The following is an 18221-nucleotide window of genomic DNA, read 5'->3' on the forward strand; positions in this document are numbered from 1 at the left end:
ATTTTTAACATCGATCTAAAACCGATAGCTCACGTTCAGATAGAAGCTCCTTCCCGGCTCGGGAACTTTGGTTCCTGTAGAGAAAGGATCCCTCAGGTAGGAGAGGTGCTCGTAGTAGAACTTATCGAATAGATTTTCCACTCCTGCGGTTAAGCGGAGGTTCTTGTACTCGCCTCCTGCTTTCAGATTCACGATAGCCCATCCCGAGGTTTTGGTTTCTCCGAGGTCGCTGTCAACCTTATCCTGAGTAGCCTGAGCCACGGTTTCAATCTCGCCAAAGTAAACTCCCGTGTCGTATCTAAGGGCGAGCCTTCCTTTGAGAGGAGGTATCTCGGCTATGTCTTCGTCGGTTATTCCCTTAGCCGGATCGGTATCCTTTTTGCCTCTCACATAAGATAATCCTCCGTCGAGGAAGAGGGTTTCCGTAATAGCGAGGGTGGCCTTCGCTTCACCGCCGTAAAGCTGGGCGTCAACGTTAGTGTAGGAACGGGCTCTGTCCCCGGAGACTATATCGTGTATCTCTCTTTGGTCGTAAACAGTTATGTAGTCTTTAACGAAGCTGTAAAAGAGCGTGACGCGAAGGTTCAGTTTCGGACTCTTTACTTTAACTCCTACGTCTATCTCCGTGTTCTTTGAGGGTTTGAGCTTTGGATTTCCAACCCAGTCGGGCTGACTCATCATTCTGTCAAGGGCAAAGTATCTCTCCTGAGCGTCGGGAACCCTGACGGAGTAGCCGACACCAGCGAATAGTTCCACTTCTTTGTTCAAAGAGTAAAAGAGCTGGGCGTTTCCAGAGGGGTAGGTATCCCTTTCGGAGGTGTCGCGTGTGTCGTGGTAAGCGTAGTAAAGATCGGTGTTTGCTTTACTTTTATCTGCTTTGGTTTCAGTCGTGTCTATCCTTAGTCCCGCAACGAACTTTAGATTCTCACCTACCTTCTTTCTATACTCTCCGAACACTCCAAGGTCTGTGGTATCCACATCTGGTATGGTGTTCTGGGGTGCCATCATACCCATCTTCGTCTTAGCTTTCCAGTTCCATACGAATGCTTCCAGCCCGACCGTAAAGTTCTTAAGCTCATACTCCACCCTCGTTCCATAAATTTTAGACTTGGCGTCGGTCTCCATAAAGGTGGAATTGACTCTCTTCGAGTTGTTCATGAGATGGTCAACGTTGGAGTAATAGGCCGTAACCTTGAGTGAAGCCCACTTAAGTTTTAGGTTGAGTCTGTCTGCGTCGTCCTTAGGCGAGTCCATCATCAGATATGGATATAGAACGTCTCTTGCCCTCTGAGCTGTGTAGGAGAGTTCTATCGCTGAATCCTTGGAGAGCTTAAAGCCAAACTTTGCCCAGGCGGTGTTTATGCTGAAGGCGGTCGAATTCTTCTCGGAGTCCTTGTAAGCGTTCATCCCCGTAGGATACTCCGTAAACCTCTTCCCCTCTCCTGTCTTGTAGGGTTTTGAGTATCTGTATGAGTATCCTGCAAGCCCGTAAACCTTATCCGTGGCGTAGGATAGGTTAAAGGAGGGATTGAAGTAAGAGAAGGAACCTACACCCACGTTGAACTTTCCGTGGAATCCCCTCTTGGGCTTCATAGTCCTAACGTTTACCGTTCCTCCAAGGCTTCCGTAGTTCCTAACATCAAAGGCTCCCTTTATGACCTCTATGCTCTCCACCTCGGCGAAGTCTATGTGGAATATGGGCGGATCCATCCTGTTAGGGCAGGCGTTGTAGATCCTTGCTCCGTCAAAGAGAACGTTCAGATTCCTTCCCGAAAATCCCCTTATTATCACGTCGTTGGCTATACCTCCCTTCCTGAGCTTCCATACGCCTTCCATCTTGGACAGAGCCTCTCCCGGGTCCTTGGCAAAGCTTTCACGAACCTCCTGCTGGGTTAGAACCTCCTTCTTTGCCTTCACCTCTACCTTTTCAAGGACGAGTTCCTGAGCAAAGGAAATTGACAGGGGAGCTGTCAGCAGCACGAGGGTCTTTCTCATATCTCTACCTCCCTGTTAAATTTGTGTTAATTATAACATGAAATTAACGTGAAATTTATCATAAAATTAACAATATGGAGGGTATAAAGGAGCTCGTTGATTACGGTGTTATAGGCATGCTTTTGCTCATGAGCGTTGTCTCGGTGGCTATCGCTATCGAGAGATGGTGGTTCTTCAGAAGCGTCAAGCTACAGGAGTTTGCGACAAAGCAGGAGCTTGAAGTTCAGCTCACGAGAGGACTCCACGTAATAGCCACGATAGGCTCCAATGCTCCCTACGTCGGACTCCTCGGAACCGTTCTGGGAATTATGCTCACCTTTTACACGATAGGCTCTCAGGGTTTCGTAAATACGAAGGAGATAATGGTCGGTCTTGCTCTCGCTCTTAAGGCTACCGCTGTGGGTCTCTTAGTCGCCATCCCCTCGGTGGTCTTTTACAATCTGCTCCTGAGAAAGGTGAAGGTTCTCTTAGCTCTTTGGGAGGCGGAGAATGGAAGAGAGAGAGTTTGATTATATCAACGTCATACCACTTGTAGACATAATGCTCGTCCTGCTGACGATAGTTCTAACGACCGCGACCTTCATTGTTCAAGGAGAGATTCCCGTGAACCTTCCCTCCGCTAAGAGCGGTGAGGAGAGGAAGACTTACCACGCGATCGATATAACCATAAAAGAGAACGGAAGAATTTTCTTGGAAAGCAGGGAGGTCCACTTGGCACAGCTCAGGGAGGAACTCAGATCCGTTGGCAGAAACACACCTGTTAATCTCAGAGCGGATAAAGGAGCTCGCATAGAGAGCTTCGTTCAGGTTATGGATGTTCTGAACGGACTTGGTTTTAAAAACGTGAGCATGCTGGTGAGGAAGGAATGAGTTTTGTGCGTGCTTTCATTCTCTCTATTTTGCTTCACTCGTTGTTAATATTTGCCTTTGTGGAGTTTCAACCGGTGGTGAGGAGTTATAAGGGCGAGCATATCAGGATAGATATATCTTTTGTAAAGATAAAGAAAAAGGAGGTTAGACAAAAGGTTAAGAAAACAACTAAGGCAAAGAACGTTCGAAAGCTCAAAAGAGCTAAGAGAAAGCTTATAAAGAAGTCCAAAAAGCCTGTGAGTAGAAAGGATCCTGTGAAGAAGGTTGTTGCTCAGAAGGGAAAAGCTGAGTATATAGCAAAGAAGGAGGAGAGAAAGATTGAAAAAGAAAATATCCGGGATACATCCTCAGAGACTAAGGGAACTTTGGAAAAGCCGGCGGAGCCCGTTGCCAAGAAATCAGAGTCATTGCCATCTCACTCCCTTCCAGAGGGCTTCCCTGTAAGAATTGGAGACGAAGATGTTGAAGAGGAAGAGAGCTACGGAGAGGAGTATAAAGAGGAAAATCTCGACAAGATAAGGGAGATAGTTCAGAGCTATCTGTCGTATCCCGTAATCGCGAGGAGGATGGGATGGGAGGGAACCGTTGTGGTGAGGTTCGTTCTGACTCATGAGGGCGAGGTAAGGGAGGCGGACGTAGAGAAGAGTTCAGGATTTGAAGTACTGGATAAAAACGCTCTGGAAGTTATAAAGCTTGCCTCGAAGGACTTCCCCAGGCCCTCTAAGGATGTGGTGGTCGTTATTCCTGTTGTTTACAGGCTGGAGGAGTAATTGCGGTATAGTCAGGTCTATTAGCTCTCAGCAAATTTAGGGTTCTGGTGGACTAAACACTCCTTCATGCTACCTATGAACTCCTGAATGAAGGGATCGGGTGAGTTTATGACCTCCTCGGGTCCGCCGATAGCAACCACCTCACCTTTTTTGAGCACAAGGAGCCTATCGGAGATCGTAAAGGCCGAGACCATATCGTGGGTTACGACTATCGCCGTGGTTCCCGTTCTCTCCCTGAGCTGTAGAATAAGCCTATCTATAACCCTACTCGTGATAGGGTCCAGTCCCGAGGTGGGCTCATCGTAGATTATGAGCTTCGGATTTGTGGCTATCGCCCTCGCTATGGAAACCCTCTTCCTCATACCTCCCGAAAGCTCCGAAGGCATAAGGTCGAGAACGTCCTCGTCGAGATCCACAAGTCTGAGCTTCTCCAGGGCTATCTCCCTTATTTCTCGCCTGCTCATGTTGGTGTGTTCTAAGAAGTAAAACCCCACGTTCTCCCAGACCCTCAAGCTGTCGAAGAGAGCCCCCTCCTGAAATACGTAGCCTATGTCCTTTCTAAGTTCGTCAAGTTCCGCTTGGGATAGGCTCGCCACGTCCTTACCGAATACCCTAACCCTGCCCGATGTAGGCTTCCACAGACCCACTATATGTTTCGTGATGGAGGTCTTCCCGCTCCCGCTCCCGCCTATTATGGAAAAGATCTCCTTCTCCCTCACGTCGAAGGAAACGTTCTTCAGGATCTTCCTTCCCTCTATCTCTTTGGACAGGTTCTCTACCCTCACCACCTCCTTCATAGCAGTCCCCCGTGGAGGTAGGGGTTGAACTGCCTCTCGTGACCTATTGTAGTCTCCTCGTAGTGCCCGCAGACAACTATGGTATCATCGGGAAGCCCGGTAAACACCTTCCTGAGGGACTCCTTCAGCTTCTGGGGATCTCCGCCGGGCAGATCCCATCTCCCCACGCTTCCCTTGAACAGAAGATCCCCAGCTATGAGAACTCTCTCCTCCTCTATGTAAAGACAGCAGAGTCCTGGAGTGTGCCCCGGCGTGTGGATAACCTTGACCTTCAGGTCTCCGACTGAGATCTCCATATTGTCCTCGAGGTACTTATCGGGAGGTGGGCAGGGCTCAGCCTTTATGTAGCTCGCAAACCCTTCCCATATCTCGTCCTCTATCAGATAAACATCCTCGGGATGAAGGTAAAAGGGGACTCCAAAGTGCTCCTTCACCCTCCTCACCTGTCCCACGTGATCTATGTGCCCGTGGGTGTTTACGATGGCGATCACCTCGAAGTTTTCTGCTACCTCTATTATCTTCTCCGCCTCCGCTCCCGGATCGACGATTATCGCCTTTCCTGTTCTTTCATCCGCAACCACGGAGCAATTCACCGAGAGGGGACCGACGGGCAGAACCTCAAGCACCATTCCCATAGAGAAATTATAAGACCTTGATTATCTCACTTCTGAGGTCTAAGAGCAGATGAGCCCAGTTTCTCTGTAGGAAGTCTCCTATCTTGTCCAGGAGTTCCTGAACCGGAACCACGTCACTCCCGGCAACCGCTATACCTAAGCTCCCTCTCTGCCAGAGATCCTGATTGTCCACCTCTGAAACGGAGACGTTGAAGTTGCTCCTTATCCTGTCCCTTATGGATCTCAGCTCCCTTCTCTTGCTCTTCAGGGAGTTGGCACCTGGAAAGTAGAGCTCTACAAGAAGGACGCCCACTACCATCTTCTCTCTCTGAAGAAGTCCCTTAATAATTTACCGCACTCCTCCAAGGGGTGATAGATCCACCTCACCCTGTGGTTGAACCTTGGATCGTCAAGGAGGTTGTAAAGGCTCATGACCCCGCCGTGTTTTTCATCGAGGGCACCGAAGACGACCTCCTTAACCCTCGCAAGGACGAGGGCGTAAGAGCACATCACACAGGGCTCTAAGGTTACGTAAACGGAGCAGTCTCTCAATCTCCAGTCTCCCAGTTCCTTGGAAGCCCCCCTGATGGCCAGTATCTCGGCGTGAGCAGTAGGATCCTTCAAGGTCTCAACGAGGTTGTGGGCTCTCGAGATTATTCTATCTCCTTTAACCACAACGCACCCAACGGGAACTTCACCAAGCTCAAGGGCTCTCCTTGCCTCCTCCAGGGCTTCTTTCAGGAAATCCTCTCTCATCGATCTCTATCCTAAGCTTGTTCTTGAACCAGACGTCTCTTTGAGGGAATGGTACCTCTATACCCTCCTTCTTCAGTTCCTCCCAAGCTCTAAAGTAAAGCTCACTCCTGAGAGCCTTCATCCTCCAGAACTTCCTTATATCTACCCACACGAGAAGGTAGAAAATAAGAGCACTGTCCCCCATCTCGTAGAACCAGACGTTCGGAGGGGGCTCTTTAAGAACGAGATCGGACTCCTTAGCGACCCTCAGGAGAACCTCCTTCACCTTCTTGGGATCGGAGGAATAGGAGACTCCGAAGGGGATCCTCACCCTTATGTAGGGATCGGACAGGGAGTAGTTCACTATCCTCCCCGATATAAACTCGGAGTTGGGGATCGCTATCTCGAAGTTGTCGTTGGTTCTTATCACGGTCGTCAGGACGTTTATGTTCACCACCTTCCCGAATATGGTCCCCGCCGTCCTCCCGAGGGTCTCCCCGACGCTCCCCTCTATCTCCACGAGATCTCCCACCTTTATGTTCTTGCTAAGCAAGAGAATAAATCCGCTGATATAGTTGTTGAATATAGTCTGAAGACCGAAGCCGAGACCTATACCCAGAGCTCCTGCAACGGGAACCATGACCTTCCAAGTGAGCCCCAAGTTCATCAGCGCAACGATCACCGCGAGGAGGATACCGAGGTTGGAGACCAGAGCCCTGAAGGAACCCGCCTCTATTTCCCTATTCCCCTTTATGTAGTAGGTATACACTCCATCCTTCACGATGGCGGTCAGATACCAAAGTAAGAAGAAGACGTATAGGCTCTCTAATATGGATAGGGCGGAGATCTTAACGAGCTCCGTATTTATCAGATGGATTTCCCTCAATAGGTTCAGGATAGGATCAAGGTTAAAGAGGATGTCGAGACCCCTGTAGAGGACGAAGAGGAGTATCAGGCTCAGGAACCTTCTCAGATCTTCTCTGAGAGGTTTAAAGTCTTCACCCAGCAGAGCCTCGAGTTTAGAAAGAGTGTAAACCTGCACCATTATGAAGGCTATGAGAGTACCTATCAGGGCGGAGAGCTTTATAAGGAAGGTCTGGGAGAGCTTCACCGCTCCGAAGACCCAGGCAAGGGTCAAAGCGAGGTAAAGCACCAGAAGGAAAGGTCTGGCACGTCTAAGGAATCGCTTTACTATGGGCTTCTCTGTCCTGTCGATTAAGGCCGAATAGAGCTTCATCAGAATAACAGTTAGAAGCAGGGCAACGGTCAGTTTAAAACCGACGATATACACTGGTAGCGTCCGGGGAGGTGATAGGTTCTGAAAAAAAAGGAATACACCGCTCAAAACGATCAACAACCTTCCCAAGGCTGAGGAGAATCTGCCCAACCTTAAGAACATACCGAGGGCTTTAAAGAGAGTGAGCAGTACGTCCATGTAGATGATTACTAAGAAAACCTGTAGCAGGTCTACGTCGGTTTTCCTTAAGGACATGAAATGGATTAGAGCGTAGCCTAACAGGAGGATTCCCAGCTTAGTTATTAGCAGGATGCGTTTGTCCCTACCGTGAAGCAGCATCTTCAGGAGGGCTACAATGGCCAGGTAGGATAGGCTGAATATCGAGAGGTAAAGGATCTCCTCCCTAAGGTTCTCCCCAACGTCCACGAGGAAGAGCCTCAAGGAGGTGAGGGTTTCCCCTAAGAATTTCTGTATCATATTCGGATATATTTTAAATCTGGAGGAAAGGATGAAACTTCAAACGCTCGTTCATTCGGAGAAACCTATTAAGGACTTAAATAAATTCTTGAAGGAGGCTTACCCGGAGAAGTACTCCCTCATAGAGAACTGGGGAGAGCTACCCGTAAAGCTCAGCTCGGAAAAGGTGAATGAGGGTGAGTACATAATTTTCTTAGAGGTTCCCGATGAGGAGTTCGAAAAGCTCACCTCGATATTCCCTTCCAAAGAGGAAGCTGTAGGAGCCTTCCTGACGGCGGCGATGGAGACGGGTTGGGAGCCAGTTCCAGAGTCCTACGTAATTTACCACGCACAGTTCGAGGATGGGAAGCTCATAGCGGGGATAAAGACGGAGGAAGGGATCTCCAAGCACGATCAACTCCACTTGGAGGAGATGATCCAGAGGATGATGAGGTACAGGAGGGTGGTCGTCTACTCGAGCGAGGTTCTCACCTACATAAAGGATCTCTTCCCCGAGGTGGACAGCAGGGCTTACGTGATCTCGAGGGAGATAGCCAAGAAGATAGGAGAAGCGCCCGACTTAGAGGATCTTGGGAAGATATACGGTGTAGACACCTCTACCTTGGAGGGAAAGTTAGAGCTTATGGACAGGCTCGTTAAGGGACCTGTTAAGCTACCTCAGGGCGAGGTGGAGATAAGACCCTACCACTATCCCTTGGAGGCATGAGTAGAACAATACTATTAATGCTTCTTGTGGCAGGTTTGGCTCTCTCGAGCGAAAATTTCAGGTTCGAATTCAGGATAAAGGGTGAGGGGAGAACTCCCATCGAGTTCAAGGAGTTTAGGAGGATGCTCTCCGAGCTTCTTAATGAGGAGTACAGGGAGGTGGCGCCCGGTATAAAGGTAAAGAAAAGGTGCAGGGTAGAGAGGGGTGTAGCCTCCTGGTACGGTGGAAGGTTCCACGGAAGGAAGACCGCCAACGGCGAGATATACGATCTATTTAAGTTGACCGCAGCCTCGAGGACCCTTCCCCTCGGAACCTACGTCCTCGTCAGGAACGAGGAGAACGGAAGGGTGGTTATTGTCAGGATAAACGACAGAGGACCTTACGTGGACGGGAGGATAATAGACCTATCCCAGGCGGCCGCTTACAGACTCGGTATGATGCTCGATGGGATAGCCATGGTTCAGGTTATACCCCTCAAATGCCTTGCTCCGGAGTCGGTGGTCAGGTTCTATGACAGGATAATACTCGACATAGCGGACACCTTTTAGAGGGAGCTCATGAACTTGTAGTTGAGATCCTTTATCCTCGAAAGGTTATCCACTATAACGTCTTCAAGGAAGGGGTTAAAGGATATTACAACAACGTCCCTCCCGAAGCCTTCCTCCTCTAAGATGCTCCTCGCCGAGTTGAGGAATTCCCTCAGAACGTCGTCCTGCTCTATTTCGAAGGGTGCTCCTAAGAAGTGGTGGCTCATCCCAAGGTAACTCCCCGGCTTCATCCTCACCATAAGGCGTACTGGGTTGAGGGTCTCGATTAGCTTCTCCGTGTTCCTCGAGAACTGAAGTCCGAACATGAGCATGGCATCGGTGACTATGTACCTCGAAGAGGTGTCCACGAACTGCCGGAAGCCGCTCTCCTTGAAGTCGAGCTTGAGATTGTCCCTCGTGGTCTCTACCCAGTGGGGGTGGGGTTTGCTGAGGAGCCAGAAGACCTTTTCGGGGAGGAAGGACTCACCGCCAAGCTCCCCCCACATCATTATCAGATCCGCCATCCTATATAATCTATACCCATGAGCAAGTTCTACGTAACGACTCCCATATACTACGTGAACGACGTTCCCCACATAGGTCATGCCTACACAACCGTAGCGGCGGATACAATAGCGAGGTTCTACAGGATCAGGGATTACGACGTCTTCTTCCTCACCGGGACGGACGAGCACGGACTCAAGATCCAGAAGTCGGCGGAGGAGAAGGGTGTATCCCCTAAGGAGCTTGCCGACAGAAACTCCGAGAACTTCAAGAGGCTATGGGAGTTCCTCGGAATAGAGTACACCAAGTTCATAAGGACCACGGATCCAGAGCACGTAGAGTTCGTTAAGGAGGTCTTTCAGAAGAGCTACGAGAACGGGGACATATACCTCGGCGAGTATGAAGGATGGTACTGTGTGGGTTGTGAGGAGTTTAAAACGGAGGCGGAGCTCGCGGAGGGAAATGCATGCCCCATCCATCTGAAGCCCTGCGAGTACATAAGGGAACCCTCCTACTTCTTCAGACTGAGCGCCTATCAGGATAAGCTCTTAAAGCTTTACGAGAGCTATTCCAGCTTTATAAAGCCCGACTACAGGAGGAACGAGATCCTCTCCTTCGTGAAGCAGGGCCTTAAGGACCTCTCGGTTACGAGACCGAGGAGCAGGGTAAGGTGGGGGATAGAGGTTCCCTTCGATCCCGAACACACCATATACGTCTGGTTCGACGCCCTTTTCAACTACCTCTCCGCCTTAGGCAGGAAGAGGGACTACTACTGGCCCGCTGACCTTCATATAGTGGGTAAGGACATCCTTAGATTCCACGCGGTCTATTGGCCCGCATTCCTGATGTCCGTCGGCTACGACATTCCGGAGAGTATCTTCGCTCACGGATGGTGGACAGTTGAGGGGAAGAAGATGTCCAAGTCCCTCGGAAACGTGATAGATCCCTATCAGGTGGTAGAGGAGTATGGACTCGACGAGGTCAGATACTTCCTCCTGAGGGAGGTTCCCTTCGGTCAGGACGGGGACTTCTCAAAGGAAGCCGTACTCAACAGGATAAACGGAGAGCTTGCCAACGAGATAGGAAACCTTTACAGCAGAGTTATCTCCATGAGCCAGAAGTATCTCAAAGGAGAGGTGAGCGGAAAGGCGGAAGGGGCTTACGTAAACTTAGCATCGGACGTGATAAGGAATTACGAGAGCTTCATGAAGGAGGTGAACTTCTACAGGGCTTTAGAGGAGGTTCTCAGGCTAAGCTCCTTCCTGAACAAGTTCGTTGATGAGAAGGCACCATGGGAGCTCCATAAGAAGGGAGACGAGAGCCTTAATGATGTCCTCTACACTCTGGTGGACGGGCTCTTCGTTCTGACCTACCTCCTCTATCCCTTCATGCCCAACAAGATGAAGGAAGCTTTCTCGATGCTCGGTGTGGAGGGAATTCCCGAGAAAATTGAGCCTGCTCACAGGAACTTATATCGCCTGGGTGAGAGGAAGATCCTCTTTCCCCGCAGAGAAGCTTGATCTACTTCGAGAGCCATTCCGCTATGAGTTTTATCTCCATGTTCGACAACCCTTTACCCCAGGGACATCTCTTCGCCATCTCGACTATACCTTCGGGATTACCCTTAAATTTTTTCTTGAGGAAGCTCACAGGTTTCAGGCTTCCTTCCCTATGACATCTGAGGCAGTTGTTCTCGAAAAGGATCTTACCCTCCGGAGTAGCTAAGGAGAGAGAAATGTGTATGAGAAGGGCGTAAAACAGCCTCATCATCTTCCTTACCTCCTCCATTAGAATTTATGCGATGAGACTCATCGTGTCGGGGGGCGGGACGGGCGGACACTTCTTCCCCGCCCTCGAGATATTGAAGAAGGCGAAGGAGAGGAAGGTTGAGACCCTCTACGTTGGAGCCACCAGAGGTATAGAGAGAAAGCTCGAGGGGGAGATCCCCGGGGAAAAGCTTTTCTTAGAGACCTACCCTCTCAGAGGGGTAACTTTGAAGGAAAGATTGAGGGCTTTAAGAAGCTTCTTCGGGGGCATATCGGAGTTGAGGAGAAGTGTTGAGGGGGATTTCAGGTCTCTGATCTTCGGTGGCTACGTGAGCGTTCCGGTCGGAGTCTTCACTCTGATAAGGAGGGAACCTCTATATATTCACGAACAGAACTCCGTTCCGAGCATGACCAACAGGACTCTCTTCGCCTTTTCAAAAAAGGCCTTCATAACCTTTGAGTACACGAGAAGGTTCTTTAAAGGAAAAAAGGTTGTAAAGACAGGACTTCCCGTAAGGAGGGATCTCCTGAACTTTAGGATGGAAAGGGGAAACGCAAAGGAGGCCATCGGGGCAGATCCCGATAAGCCCCTTGTACTCTTCATGGGAGGTAGTCAGGGAGCTAAGTTCTTGAACAGCCTCGCCGTTGAGGTAGCTAAGGCTTCCGAACTTCAGATACTTCTTCTCTCTGGCGAAAGGGATCACGAGAGAGTTCTGGAAATGTCCAGAGGTATCGAGAACCTTAAAGTCTTTCCCTTCAGAACGGACATGGGGCTCATATACTCAGCTTCCGACGTTGCCGTATGCCGTTCTGGGGCTGGTACCATCTCCGAGCTCTCTATATTCCGTATACCTGCTATATTCATACCCTACCCCTACGCGGCGGGTGATCACCAGTACTACAACGCCAAGGAGATAGAGGATCTCGGGGGAGCCTTTGTCCTCCGACAGGAGGATACGAGTCCTCAAAAGGTTCTTGCCCTGATAGATAAAGCTCTCCAAAGCACAGATAGCATGGCAGTGGGGATAGGAAAGTTTGCCAGCCCGAAGGCGGCGGATCTAATTATCGACGAGATCCTTCAGGATTGACCTCAGCTCCTCTTCGCTCCTTTCGGTGTTTACCTCAACATAATCGACCTCTTTTGGGGGTTCAAAGACTTCCCTCTGCTTCAGGTATATGGCGAAGTCTGCATCGGACACGTCCTTCCTCTTCGACAACCTTCTCCTTATCTCCTCTTCCGATGCGGTTGCAAGTATAAAGAGGGCTTCCCTTAGCCTGCTCTTGACGAGTTCCCTCTGCCACCTTTTTAAGAAGGTAGCGTCCAAAACGACCCTCTTACCTTTTCTCACAAGTTCCTCGGCTCTCTTAACCATCTCCTCGTAAACCCTCCTCGTCATCTCCTCCGTGTAGATTCCCTTCCCGAACTCAGACTTAGCCACCTGCTCCGGTCTCAGCCCTGCGAGCTCCTTTCTCACCACATCGCTCCTGACCCATGCATAGCCAAACTCTTCATTCAGTATTCTTGCGAGGAACGACTTCCCCGATCCTGAGAGACCGAAGATGACAACGGCCCTCTTCATAGTTCTTAGGATAAACGAAGTTAAAATAAGAACATGCCCCTCGTATCGGGAAAGCTCCTCTTCGAAAAGGCGAACGAGCACTCCTTCGCCATAGGAGCCTTCAACTTCAACAACATGGAGTTTCTCAAAGCCATACTCGAGGCTGCGGAGGAAGAGGAGGCTCCCGTCTTCGTCCAGACAACGGAGAGCGCCATCAGGTATGCGGGGATAGAGTATTTAGCCGGTATGGTTTACGCCGTCAAAGACTCCTACAGGATACCCTTCGCCCTTCACCTCGACCACGGAAAACACGTAGAAACTATCCTGAAGGCTATAAGGCACGGCTACACCTCCGTGATGATCGATTACTCGGACAGACCTTACGAGGAGAACCTTGAAGTAACGAAAAGAGTCGTCTCCCTGTGTGCGCCTTTAGGCATTTCAGTTGAAGCGGAGTTGGGAAAGCTCGTCGGCGTCGAGGACGGGATCGAAAGTGTGGAAGAGGTTCTCGTAGATCCTGATCAGGCAAAGGAGTTTTCCCTTCGAACTGGTATAGATGCCCTCGCTCCGGCGATAGGAACCGCTCACGGAGCCTTCAAGTTCAAGGGAGAGGCTAAGCTCGATTTCGAGAGGTTGAAGGAGGTAAAGGAGCTGACGAACCTTCCTTTAGTCCTCCACGGGGCTTCTGGTGTTTACTACGAGTACGTAGCGGAGATAAACAGGTACGGCGGAGAGATAAAAGGTGCGAAGGGAGTTCCCGACGAGGATATAAGGAAAGCCGTGAGCTTCGGAATAAACAAGATAAACACCGACACAGATCTCAGGTTAGCCTTCACCGCCACTCTCAGAAGGTTGATTGCAGAGGAGAGAGGAAACATCGATCCGAGGAAGTTCCTTAAACCCGCTATGGAAGAGGTCAAAGAGATAGTAAAGAGGAGGATAAGGCTCTACGGGAGCTCAGGAATGGCCTCCCTCTTTTAGTTCTGCCTTTTTCTTCTTTTCGAGATCCTTTACCTTTTTGAAAAGCTCCTGCCAGTCATCGCTGTATCTGTAATAGAGCCACACTGCCACGGCCTCCTTCTCATCCTCGCTCAGCCCCTGACCTATCGGAGGCATGGTTCCAAAGAATATGTAAGCTGCCGGCTTGCAAACACCCTTATCCTTAGAGGGATGGGTGATGTACTCCTTGACGAACTCTACGAACTCGATCTCCGAAGGGTAGAACTCCTTTATCCTCGCCGATACGAGGTTCATCGGGGGGGCGTCTATGTTCTCCGGCCTCTTCCCCGAAAGGACGTTCAATCTCGCCTTTAGGAACTCCAAAAGGGAAGCGTTCTCCATGTGGCAGATAGAGCAGTTGTTCTTATAAACCTCGTATCCTTTCTTTAGAACCTTTGGATCTATCTCGTCTCCAAAGGTAAAGGCGAACAGGACAACGAAAGCGGATAAGAGTTTTAGAATATTCATAATTTCTAATTTATGATTAAGAGGTTTGAAAGTCAAGGATGGGTATCTTCCCTTCGTAGATAGCTTTCCCCACAACTACACCACTAACTATCCCATAGAGTTTTTTAAGGTCTTCCAAGGAGGAGACACCTCCCGAAGCCAAAACGGGCTTCTTCGTAACCTCAACTATCCTCTTGTAGGGTCTGGGATCCACACCCTCGAGGCTTCCATCCCTCTCTATTATCGTGTAGAGGTATCCCCATATTGGTTTCTCATCGTATATCCTGGCGAGCGTCTCTGGTGTTAAACTGCTGTCCTCCTTCCATCCTCCTATCGCCACCCTGCCCCTCTTGGAATCTATGGATAGTATCACCCTGCCAGGGTAGTCCTTGAGTATCCTTTCAAGCTCTTCGGGTCTCTTTATGGCAAGAGTTCCAACCACGATGTAGTCTATACCTTCCTCCAAGAGGGTCTTGGCCACCTCGTAGCTCCTTACACCGCCTCCGACCTCTATCTCCCCTTCGAAGGACTTCCTGATCCTCCTGATATGTTCAAGGTTCTTCGGCTTGCCTACCTCCGCTCCATCCAGATCTACGATGTGGATCCTTTTAAAACCCTTCTCACCTAACTTTTCAGCTATTTCCTCCGGTGTAAAGGGATAGATCTTGACACTCTCGAACTCGCCCCTGTAGAGTCTCACGACCTTTCCCTCTTTTATATCTATCGCGGGAATTAAGAACTCGGTGATATTCATGACCTATAATATTCTACGAGCATGATAAGAAGATTTCTTCTTTTGCTTCTCCTGAGCTTACCTTTACTTGCCGAAGATATCTCCTACAACAGGTACTTCCTCGTGGAGAGGGTCTTCCTACTGCCCTTCGTATTCAAGTACGCCGACGACTTAGGTATAGATGACAAACAGATGGAGAGCATAAAGGAGTTCGTGAAGGAGAACGAAAGGGAGATAGAAAGGAATAAAAAGATACTCGATTACCTCATGAGAAAGGCGAAGATGATGATGTTAGAGGGAGCTGAGGAGAAGGAGATAAAAGAGGTACTCTCCGACATAGCCTTGGTGAAGATGGAGATGTCCATGATCAACGCGAAAACGGTGAGCTTTCTGAAGAACACTCTTACACCCGAGCAGTTTGAGAAACTTAAAAACATAATCGTAGTCAGACTCTTTGAGCTACAGAGGTGAGGTTAGAAGTAAGCTACGCCACCAACATAGGGAGGGTAAGGGATAAGAACGAGGACGCCCTTCTTGTTGATGACAGCGTGACCTCAGAAGTATCCATGAATATTCCCCAGACCCTATCAGTAGAGAAGGTTTGTTTCCTCTTCGCCGTAGCCGACGGAATGGGAGGGATGCCCTGCGGAGAGGTGGCGAGCCGTTTGGCCTTAGAGTATTTGAGGAATAAGTGTCCCCGCTCGGAAGGTGAGTTGAGAGAACTACTCCAAGGAGCCAAGAAACATCTCGACAGGTACGTGCTCGAGAAAGGAAGATGCTACAGCATGGGAACCGCAATCGCCGGTATCTCCCTTTTTGAAGGAAATGCGCTTATATTCAACGTCGGAGACTGCAGGGTTTACAGATTCAGAGAGAGCCTCGAGAGGCTAACGAGGGATCACACCGAAGCCTACGAACTCTACGAGAGCGGGTACATAGACGAGGAGGAGATAAGGTTCCACCCTATGAGGAATGTCCTGACCTCAGCAATACTCGGCGGCATCTCTGAGGACTTCGATATTTTCATTCGAACAGAGGAGCTCTCCGAAGGGGATACCTACCTTCTCTGCTCCGACGGACTGTGGGACGAGCTCTCCTCTTTGGAAATAGAAGATTGCCTACGTCTCGAGGTCGATGAGGTGGGAAGATGCCTTCTCTCCAAAGCCCTCAGGGGCGGAAATGACAACGTGAGCTTTATCCTTATCAGAGTTCTCTCTCTATGACGAAATCCATTATCCTGAGTATCTCTTCCCTGTAGTCGTTCTCGGGAAATTCTGAGATGATTTCCTTAGCTCTCTTTAACTCCTCTAAGGCTCTCTCTTTTGTTCTTTCCCCTCCTCCGAGCTCAAGGACCTTTCTCCTCAAACTCTCTATCTCCTCAAGATCGGGATCTGGTTTTCTGAGAATCTCCTCCACCTCTCTCCTTTCGAGCGTAGAAAGTACGGACAGAAGGGGGTAGGTAGCCTTACCTTCCCTCAGATCGTTCCCCACGGGCTTTCCTGTCTTTTGGGGATCTCCCGCATAGTCCAGGAGATCGTCTATCAGCTGAAAGGCTCTACCGAGCCTTAGACCCGCCTCGTAGAGCTTTTCCTTATCTAAACAGCCCCCTGCCATACCGCCTACGGCAGTGCAGGCACCGAACAGAACACCCGTCTTCCCATCTATTATCTGGAAATACTCCTCCTCGGAGATAAGTTCCCCCACCTTACTGAGCTCAAGAACCTGAGCTTCAGCCATATCCATAACCACACCGCTTACGAGCCTTATCATTTCCATGTTTCCGTAAGTCGAAAACAGGTGTAGGGCTTTGGCGTACATGTAGTCTCCCGTAAGGACGGCTACCTCGTTCCCGAAGACAAGGTTGGCAGTTTCCCTTCCCCTCCTCTTACCGGCTCCGTCCACAACGTCGTCGTGGAGGAGGGAAGCGGCGTGGATATATTCGAGACCAACCCCCAAGGGTAGCGCTCTCTCCGGATCCTCACCGCACATCCCGCAGGAGAGCATCGTGAGTAGGGGTCTGAGCCTCTTGCCTCCCCCCTCTATCAGATACCTTCCTGCCTCTAAGACGAGGCGGACTTTCGGGTTTAATTCCTCAAGAAGCCTTCTCTCGATCTCCTCAAGCAGTAACATCTCTCTTTCGCGTGCCCGGCGGGACTTGAACCCGCGACCCCGGGGTCCGGAGCCCCGTGCTCTATCCATCTGAGCTACGGGCACTACTATTCTATGATAACCTCATACTCCCCCTTTTCTAAAGACTTGAGCCTGTCGGGTAGTCTTTCAATGTCCTCCATCAACCTGTCCCTTATCTCCTTGAGAGGGGGTAGCTTCTCCTTGAGGCTTCCTCTCTCTACGACCAGTCTAACGAGATTTTCCCCTTCCCTCTCCTCTCCGTATCTGACCACCCTGTCGTGATCCATCTTCCTGTCCTTGTAAAATCTGTAGACCTGTCTCTTGTAAGGAAAGGTTACCTTTCCAGGGCTCGTCTTGTGTTTTGGCTTCCCTTCGTACTCAACGAGCTTGTAAGCCATGTCTAAGTAAGGAGCGTCGGCGGAGGTTATAAACTTCGTTCCCACGCCGAAGGCGTCTATCGGACACCCCTTGGACATCCACTCCTCTATCCTGTACTCGTCCACACCCCCGCTCACTATTATCCTCACGTTCTTGAGTCCTCCCTCGTCAAGGATTTTCCTTACCTCTTTGGATAGCTTCTCTATGTCTCCGCTGTCGAGCCTCACCCCAATAACGGGAACGCCTTCCTTTGCGAGCTGGACGGTCTTCTTAGCCGCCTCTATGGTGTCATAGGTGTCCAGCAGTAAGACGGCGTTCTTGGGAAAGCTCTCGGCAAAGGCTCTGAAGGCGTCTTCCTCTCTGTCGAAGACCATGATGTAAGAGTGGGCTACCGTTCCGAAGGCAGGTATGTCGAACCTCCTTCCCGCTTCGAGGTTGGAAGTTCCCGCAAAGCCGGCTATGTAAGAGGCTCTCGCCGCGTATATACCTGCCTCAAGGCCGTGGGCTCTCCTGAAGCCAAAATCCACAAGGCTCGCACCCTTCGAGACGAGATGGCTCCTTATAGCCTTCGAGGCTATGACCGTCTGGAAGTGGATAACGTTTATCACGAGCGTCTCCAATATCTGAACCTCAGGGAGGGATCCCTCAACCTGAACTATCGGCTCGTTCTGGAAGACCACCCTACCTTCGGGTATGGCGTAGATCTTACCCCTGAACTCGTACTCCCTGAGATAATCGAGGAAGCTGTCGGAGAACCTTCCGAGGCTCTTAAGATACCTGAGCTCTTCGTCGGAAAATCTGAACCTCTCTATGTACTCTACGAGAGTCTCCAGTCCGCAGGAGATGAGGAAGTTCCTCTCTTCGGGCAGTTTTCTCACGAACAAGCTAAAGACGGCATCGCCCGTCTTCCCGTGCTCGAGATAACTCTGGGCCATCGTGAGTTCGTAAAGATCGGTACAGAGCCCGAGGTACTCCAT

At 50.1% G+C, this 18221-nt stretch carries 23 protein-coding genes and 1 tRNA gene; 10 read left to right on the forward strand and 14 right to left on the reverse strand.

Translation table 11 applies throughout. The features are described from left to right. Positions 1 to 15: 15 nt before the first annotated feature. Entirely contained in the window at positions 16 to 1995 is a 1980-nt protein-coding gene (locus ACZ483_RS02665) for a TonB-dependent receptor (protein ID WP_464324631.1), read from the reverse strand. A gap of 74 nt (positions 1996 to 2069) precedes the next feature. Here ACZ483_RS02665 and exbB point away from each other — a divergent pair, with 74 nt between their 5' ends. The 3 genes from exbB to ACZ483_RS02680 are packed head-to-tail and all read left to right on the forward strand — an operon-like array spanning position 2070 to position 3635. Next, positions 2070 to 2504: a TonB-system energizer ExbB gene (gene exbB / locus ACZ483_RS02670; RefSeq protein ID WP_464324632.1), complete on the forward strand. Its 435-nt coding sequence runs from the start codon at positions 2070 to 2072 to the stop codon at positions 2502 to 2504. After that, a complete protein-coding gene (locus ACZ483_RS02675) occupies positions 2485 to 2865 on the forward strand; it encodes an ExbD/TolR family protein (protein WP_464324633.1) in 381 nt (126 codons plus the stop codon). Before exbB ends, ACZ483_RS02675 begins: the two co-directional genes overlap by 20 nt. Positions 2866 to 2924: 59 nt before the next feature. Continuing rightward, on the forward strand, positions 2925 to 3635 hold the full coding sequence (locus ACZ483_RS02680) for an energy transducer TonB (RefSeq protein WP_464324634.1): 711 nt from the start codon (positions 2925 to 2927) through the stop codon (positions 3633 to 3635). 20 nt (positions 3636 to 3655) lie between these two features. Here the strand turns inward: ACZ483_RS02680 and ACZ483_RS02685 are convergent, their stop codons facing one another. Genes ACZ483_RS02685 through ACZ483_RS02705 form a run of 5 tightly spaced genes read right to left on the reverse strand, consistent with a single transcriptional unit; the run spans position 3656 to position 7495 of the window. Further along, entirely contained in the window at positions 3656 to 4432 is a 777-nt protein-coding gene (locus tag ACZ483_RS02685; RefSeq protein WP_464324635.1) for an ABC transporter ATP-binding protein, read from the reverse strand. Next, positions 4429 to 5067 (reverse strand): MBL fold metallo-hydrolase, encoded by a 639-nt coding sequence (locus ACZ483_RS02690; protein WP_464324636.1) that lies wholly within the window; start codon positions 5065 to 5067, stop codon positions 4429 to 4431. Before ACZ483_RS02690 ends, ACZ483_RS02685 begins: the two co-directional genes overlap by 4 nt. Positions 5068 to 5074: 7 nt before the next feature. Beyond that, entirely contained in the window at positions 5075 to 5365 is a 291-nt protein-coding gene (locus ACZ483_RS02695; protein ID WP_464324637.1) for a DUF503 domain-containing protein, read from the reverse strand. Then, positions 5359 to 5802 (reverse strand): nucleoside deaminase, encoded by a 444-nt coding sequence (locus tag ACZ483_RS02700; protein WP_464324638.1) that lies wholly within the window; start codon positions 5800 to 5802, stop codon positions 5359 to 5361. Before ACZ483_RS02700 ends, ACZ483_RS02695 begins: the two co-directional genes overlap by 7 nt. Beyond that, complete coding sequence (locus ACZ483_RS02705) at positions 5750 to 7495, reverse strand: mechanosensitive ion channel family protein (protein ID WP_464324639.1); 1746 nt, start codon at positions 7493 to 7495, stop codon at positions 5750 to 5752. The genes ACZ483_RS02700 and ACZ483_RS02705 overlap by 53 nt, the downstream gene beginning before the upstream one ends. 31 nt (positions 7496 to 7526) lie before the next feature. Here ACZ483_RS02705 and ACZ483_RS02710 point away from each other — a divergent pair, with 31 nt between their 5' ends. Together ACZ483_RS02710 and ACZ483_RS02715 are read left to right on the forward strand one after the other, a co-directional pair. Further along, a complete protein-coding gene (locus ACZ483_RS02710) occupies positions 7527 to 8201 on the forward strand; it encodes a hypothetical protein (RefSeq protein WP_464324640.1) in 675 nt (224 codons plus the stop codon). After that, positions 8198 to 8749 carry a septal ring lytic transglycosylase RlpA family protein gene (locus ACZ483_RS02715; RefSeq protein ID WP_464324641.1) on the forward strand — a complete coding sequence of 184 codons (552 nt, stop codon included), beginning with the start codon at positions 8198 to 8200 and terminating at the stop codon, positions 8747 to 8749. Before ACZ483_RS02710 ends, ACZ483_RS02715 begins: the two co-directional genes overlap by 4 nt. Here the strand turns inward: ACZ483_RS02715 and ACZ483_RS02720 are convergent. Continuing rightward, positions 8746 to 9252 (reverse strand): hypothetical protein, encoded by a 507-nt coding sequence (locus tag ACZ483_RS02720; protein WP_464324642.1) that lies wholly within the window; start codon positions 9250 to 9252, stop codon positions 8746 to 8748. The genes ACZ483_RS02715 and ACZ483_RS02720 overlap by 4 nt on opposite strands. Before the next feature lie 18 nt (positions 9253 to 9270). Between ACZ483_RS02720 and metG the strand changes: the two genes are divergently transcribed. Further along, positions 9271 to 10752, forward strand: a complete 1482-nt coding sequence (gene metG / locus ACZ483_RS02725) for a methionine--tRNA ligase (protein WP_464324643.1) — start codon at positions 9271 to 9273, stop codon at positions 10750 to 10752. Between the two features lies 1 nt (position 10753). On the opposite strand, the gene ACZ483_RS02730 is transcribed toward metG, so the two are convergent. Then, complete coding sequence (locus tag ACZ483_RS02730; RefSeq protein WP_464324644.1) at positions 10754 to 11002, reverse strand: c-type cytochrome; 249 nt, start codon at positions 11000 to 11002, stop codon at positions 10754 to 10756. 31 nt (positions 11003 to 11033) lie between these two features. Between ACZ483_RS02730 and murG the strand changes: the two genes are divergently transcribed. After that, a complete protein-coding gene (gene murG, locus ACZ483_RS02735) occupies positions 11034 to 12086 on the forward strand; it encodes an undecaprenyldiphospho-muramoylpentapeptide beta-N-acetylglucosaminyltransferase (RefSeq protein WP_464324645.1) in 1053 nt (350 codons plus the stop codon). Here the strand turns inward: murG and ACZ483_RS02740 are convergent. After that, positions 12057 to 12578 carry a P-loop nucleotide/nucleoside kinase family protein gene (locus ACZ483_RS02740; RefSeq protein WP_464324646.1) on the reverse strand — a complete coding sequence of 174 codons (522 nt, stop codon included), beginning with the start codon at positions 12576 to 12578 and terminating at the stop codon, positions 12057 to 12059. The two genes, murG and ACZ483_RS02740, sit on opposite strands and share 30 nt — an antisense overlap. A 33-nt stretch (positions 12579 to 12611) precedes the next feature. On the opposite strand from ACZ483_RS02740, the gene fba reads away from it, so the two are divergent. Next, a complete protein-coding gene (gene fba / locus ACZ483_RS02745; protein WP_464324647.1) occupies positions 12612 to 13538 on the forward strand; it encodes a class II fructose-1,6-bisphosphate aldolase in 927 nt (308 codons plus the stop codon). Here fba and ACZ483_RS02750 read toward each other — a convergent pair. Both ACZ483_RS02750 and hisA read right to left on the reverse strand, forming a co-directional pair. Continuing rightward, complete coding sequence (locus tag ACZ483_RS02750; protein WP_464324648.1) at positions 13515 to 14024, reverse strand: c-type cytochrome; 510 nt, start codon at positions 14022 to 14024, stop codon at positions 13515 to 13517. The two genes, fba and ACZ483_RS02750, sit on opposite strands and share 24 nt — an antisense overlap. A 16-nt stretch (positions 14025 to 14040) precedes the next feature. Further along, the gene (hisA, locus tag ACZ483_RS02755) at positions 14041 to 14757 is read right to left on the reverse strand and encodes a 1-(5-phosphoribosyl)-5-[(5-phosphoribosylamino)methylideneamino]imidazole-4-carboxamide isomerase (RefSeq protein ID WP_464324649.1); all 717 of its coding nucleotides are present in this window, start codon (positions 14755 to 14757) and stop codon (positions 14041 to 14043) included. A 21-nt stretch (positions 14758 to 14778) separates the two neighbouring features. Here hisA and ACZ483_RS02760 point away from each other — a divergent pair, with 21 nt between their 5' ends. Together ACZ483_RS02760 and ACZ483_RS02765 are read left to right on the forward strand one after the other, a co-directional pair. Then, on the forward strand, positions 14779 to 15207 hold the full coding sequence (locus ACZ483_RS02760; protein WP_464324650.1) for a hypothetical protein: 429 nt from the start codon (positions 14779 to 14781) through the stop codon (positions 15205 to 15207). Further along, a complete protein-coding gene (locus ACZ483_RS02765) occupies positions 15204 to 15959 on the forward strand; it encodes a PP2C family protein-serine/threonine phosphatase (protein ID WP_464324651.1) in 756 nt (251 codons plus the stop codon). Before ACZ483_RS02760 ends, ACZ483_RS02765 begins: the two co-directional genes overlap by 4 nt. On the opposite strand, the gene ACZ483_RS02770 is transcribed toward ACZ483_RS02765, so the two are convergent. The 3 genes from ACZ483_RS02770 to ACZ483_RS02780 all read right to left on the reverse strand — a co-directional run bounded on the left by ACZ483_RS02770 (position 15940) and on the right by ACZ483_RS02780 (position 18221). Further along, positions 15940 to 16866, reverse strand: a complete 927-nt coding sequence (locus ACZ483_RS02770; RefSeq protein WP_464324652.1) for a polyprenyl synthetase family protein — start codon at positions 16864 to 16866, stop codon at positions 15940 to 15942. The two genes, ACZ483_RS02765 and ACZ483_RS02770, sit on opposite strands and share 20 nt — an antisense overlap. 10 nt (positions 16867 to 16876) lie before the next feature. Continuing rightward, a tRNA-Arg gene (locus tag ACZ483_RS02775) sits at positions 16877 to 16950 on the reverse strand. A gap of 2 nt (positions 16951 to 16952) precedes the next feature. Beyond that, positions 16953 to 18221: a nicotinate phosphoribosyltransferase gene (locus tag ACZ483_RS02780; RefSeq protein ID WP_464324653.1), complete on the reverse strand. Its 1269-nt coding sequence runs from the start codon at positions 18219 to 18221 to the stop codon at positions 16953 to 16955.

This window comes from Hydrogenivirga okinawensis, from assembly GCF_055385515.1.

Coding starts and splice junctions, on each gene's coding strand:
- ACZ483_RS02730 (WP_464324644.1), bottom strand. CDS start 11,002: ATGATGAGGCTGTTTTACGCCCTTCTCATACACATTTCTCTCTCCTTA.
- ACZ483_RS02780 (WP_464324653.1), bottom strand. CDS start 18,221: ATGGAGTACCTCGGGCTCTGTACCGATCTTTACGAACTCACGATGGCC.
- ACZ483_RS02750 (WP_464324648.1), bottom strand. CDS start 14,024: ATGAATATTCTAAAACTCTTATCCGCTTTCGTTGTCCTGTTCGCCTTT.
- ACZ483_RS02770 (WP_464324652.1), bottom strand. CDS start 16,866: ATGTTACTGCTTGAGGAGATCGAGAGAAGGCTTCTTGAGGAATTAAAC.
- ACZ483_RS02685 (WP_464324635.1), bottom strand. CDS start 4,432: ATGAAGGAGGTGGTGAGGGTAGAGAACCTGTCCAAAGAGATAGAGGGA.
- exbB (WP_464324632.1), top strand. CDS start 2,070: ATGGAGGGTATAAAGGAGCTCGTTGATTACGGTGTTATAGGCATGCTT.
- fba (WP_464324647.1), top strand. CDS start 12,612: ATGCCCCTCGTATCGGGAAAGCTCCTCTTCGAAAAGGCGAACGAGCAC.
- ACZ483_RS02665 (WP_464324631.1), bottom strand. CDS start 1,995: ATGAGAAAGACCCTCGTGCTGCTGACAGCTCCCCTGTCAATTTCCTTT.
- ACZ483_RS02720 (WP_464324642.1), bottom strand. CDS start 9,252: ATGGCGGATCTGATAATGATGTGGGGGGAGCTTGGCGGTGAGTCCTTC.
- hisA (WP_464324649.1), bottom strand. CDS start 14,757: ATGAATATCACCGAGTTCTTAATTCCCGCGATAGATATAAAAGAGGGA.
- murG (WP_464324645.1), top strand. CDS start 11,034: ATGAGACTCATCGTGTCGGGGGGCGGGACGGGCGGACACTTCTTCCCC.
- ACZ483_RS02695 (WP_464324637.1), bottom strand. CDS start 5,365: ATGGTAGTGGGCGTCCTTCTTGTAGAGCTCTACTTTCCAGGTGCCAAC.
- ACZ483_RS02700 (WP_464324638.1), bottom strand. CDS start 5,802: ATGAGAGAGGATTTCCTGAAAGAAGCCCTGGAGGAGGCAAGGAGAGCC.
- ACZ483_RS02675 (WP_464324633.1), top strand. CDS start 2,485: ATGGAAGAGAGAGAGTTTGATTATATCAACGTCATACCACTTGTAGAC.
- ACZ483_RS02760 (WP_464324650.1), top strand. CDS start 14,779: ATGATAAGAAGATTTCTTCTTTTGCTTCTCCTGAGCTTACCTTTACTT.
- ACZ483_RS02740 (WP_464324646.1), bottom strand. CDS start 12,578: ATGAAGAGGGCCGTTGTCATCTTCGGTCTCTCAGGATCGGGGAAGTCG.
- ACZ483_RS02715 (WP_464324641.1), top strand. CDS start 8,198: ATGAGTAGAACAATACTATTAATGCTTCTTGTGGCAGGTTTGGCTCTC.
- ACZ483_RS02705 (WP_464324639.1), bottom strand. CDS start 7,495: ATGATACAGAAATTCTTAGGGGAAACCCTCACCTCCTTGAGGCTCTTC.
- ACZ483_RS02710 (WP_464324640.1), top strand. CDS start 7,527: ATGAAACTTCAAACGCTCGTTCATTCGGAGAAACCTATTAAGGACTTA.
- metG (WP_464324643.1), top strand. CDS start 9,271: ATGAGCAAGTTCTACGTAACGACTCCCATATACTACGTGAACGACGTT.
- ACZ483_RS02690 (WP_464324636.1), bottom strand. CDS start 5,067: ATGGGAATGGTGCTTGAGGTTCTGCCCGTCGGTCCCCTCTCGGTGAAT.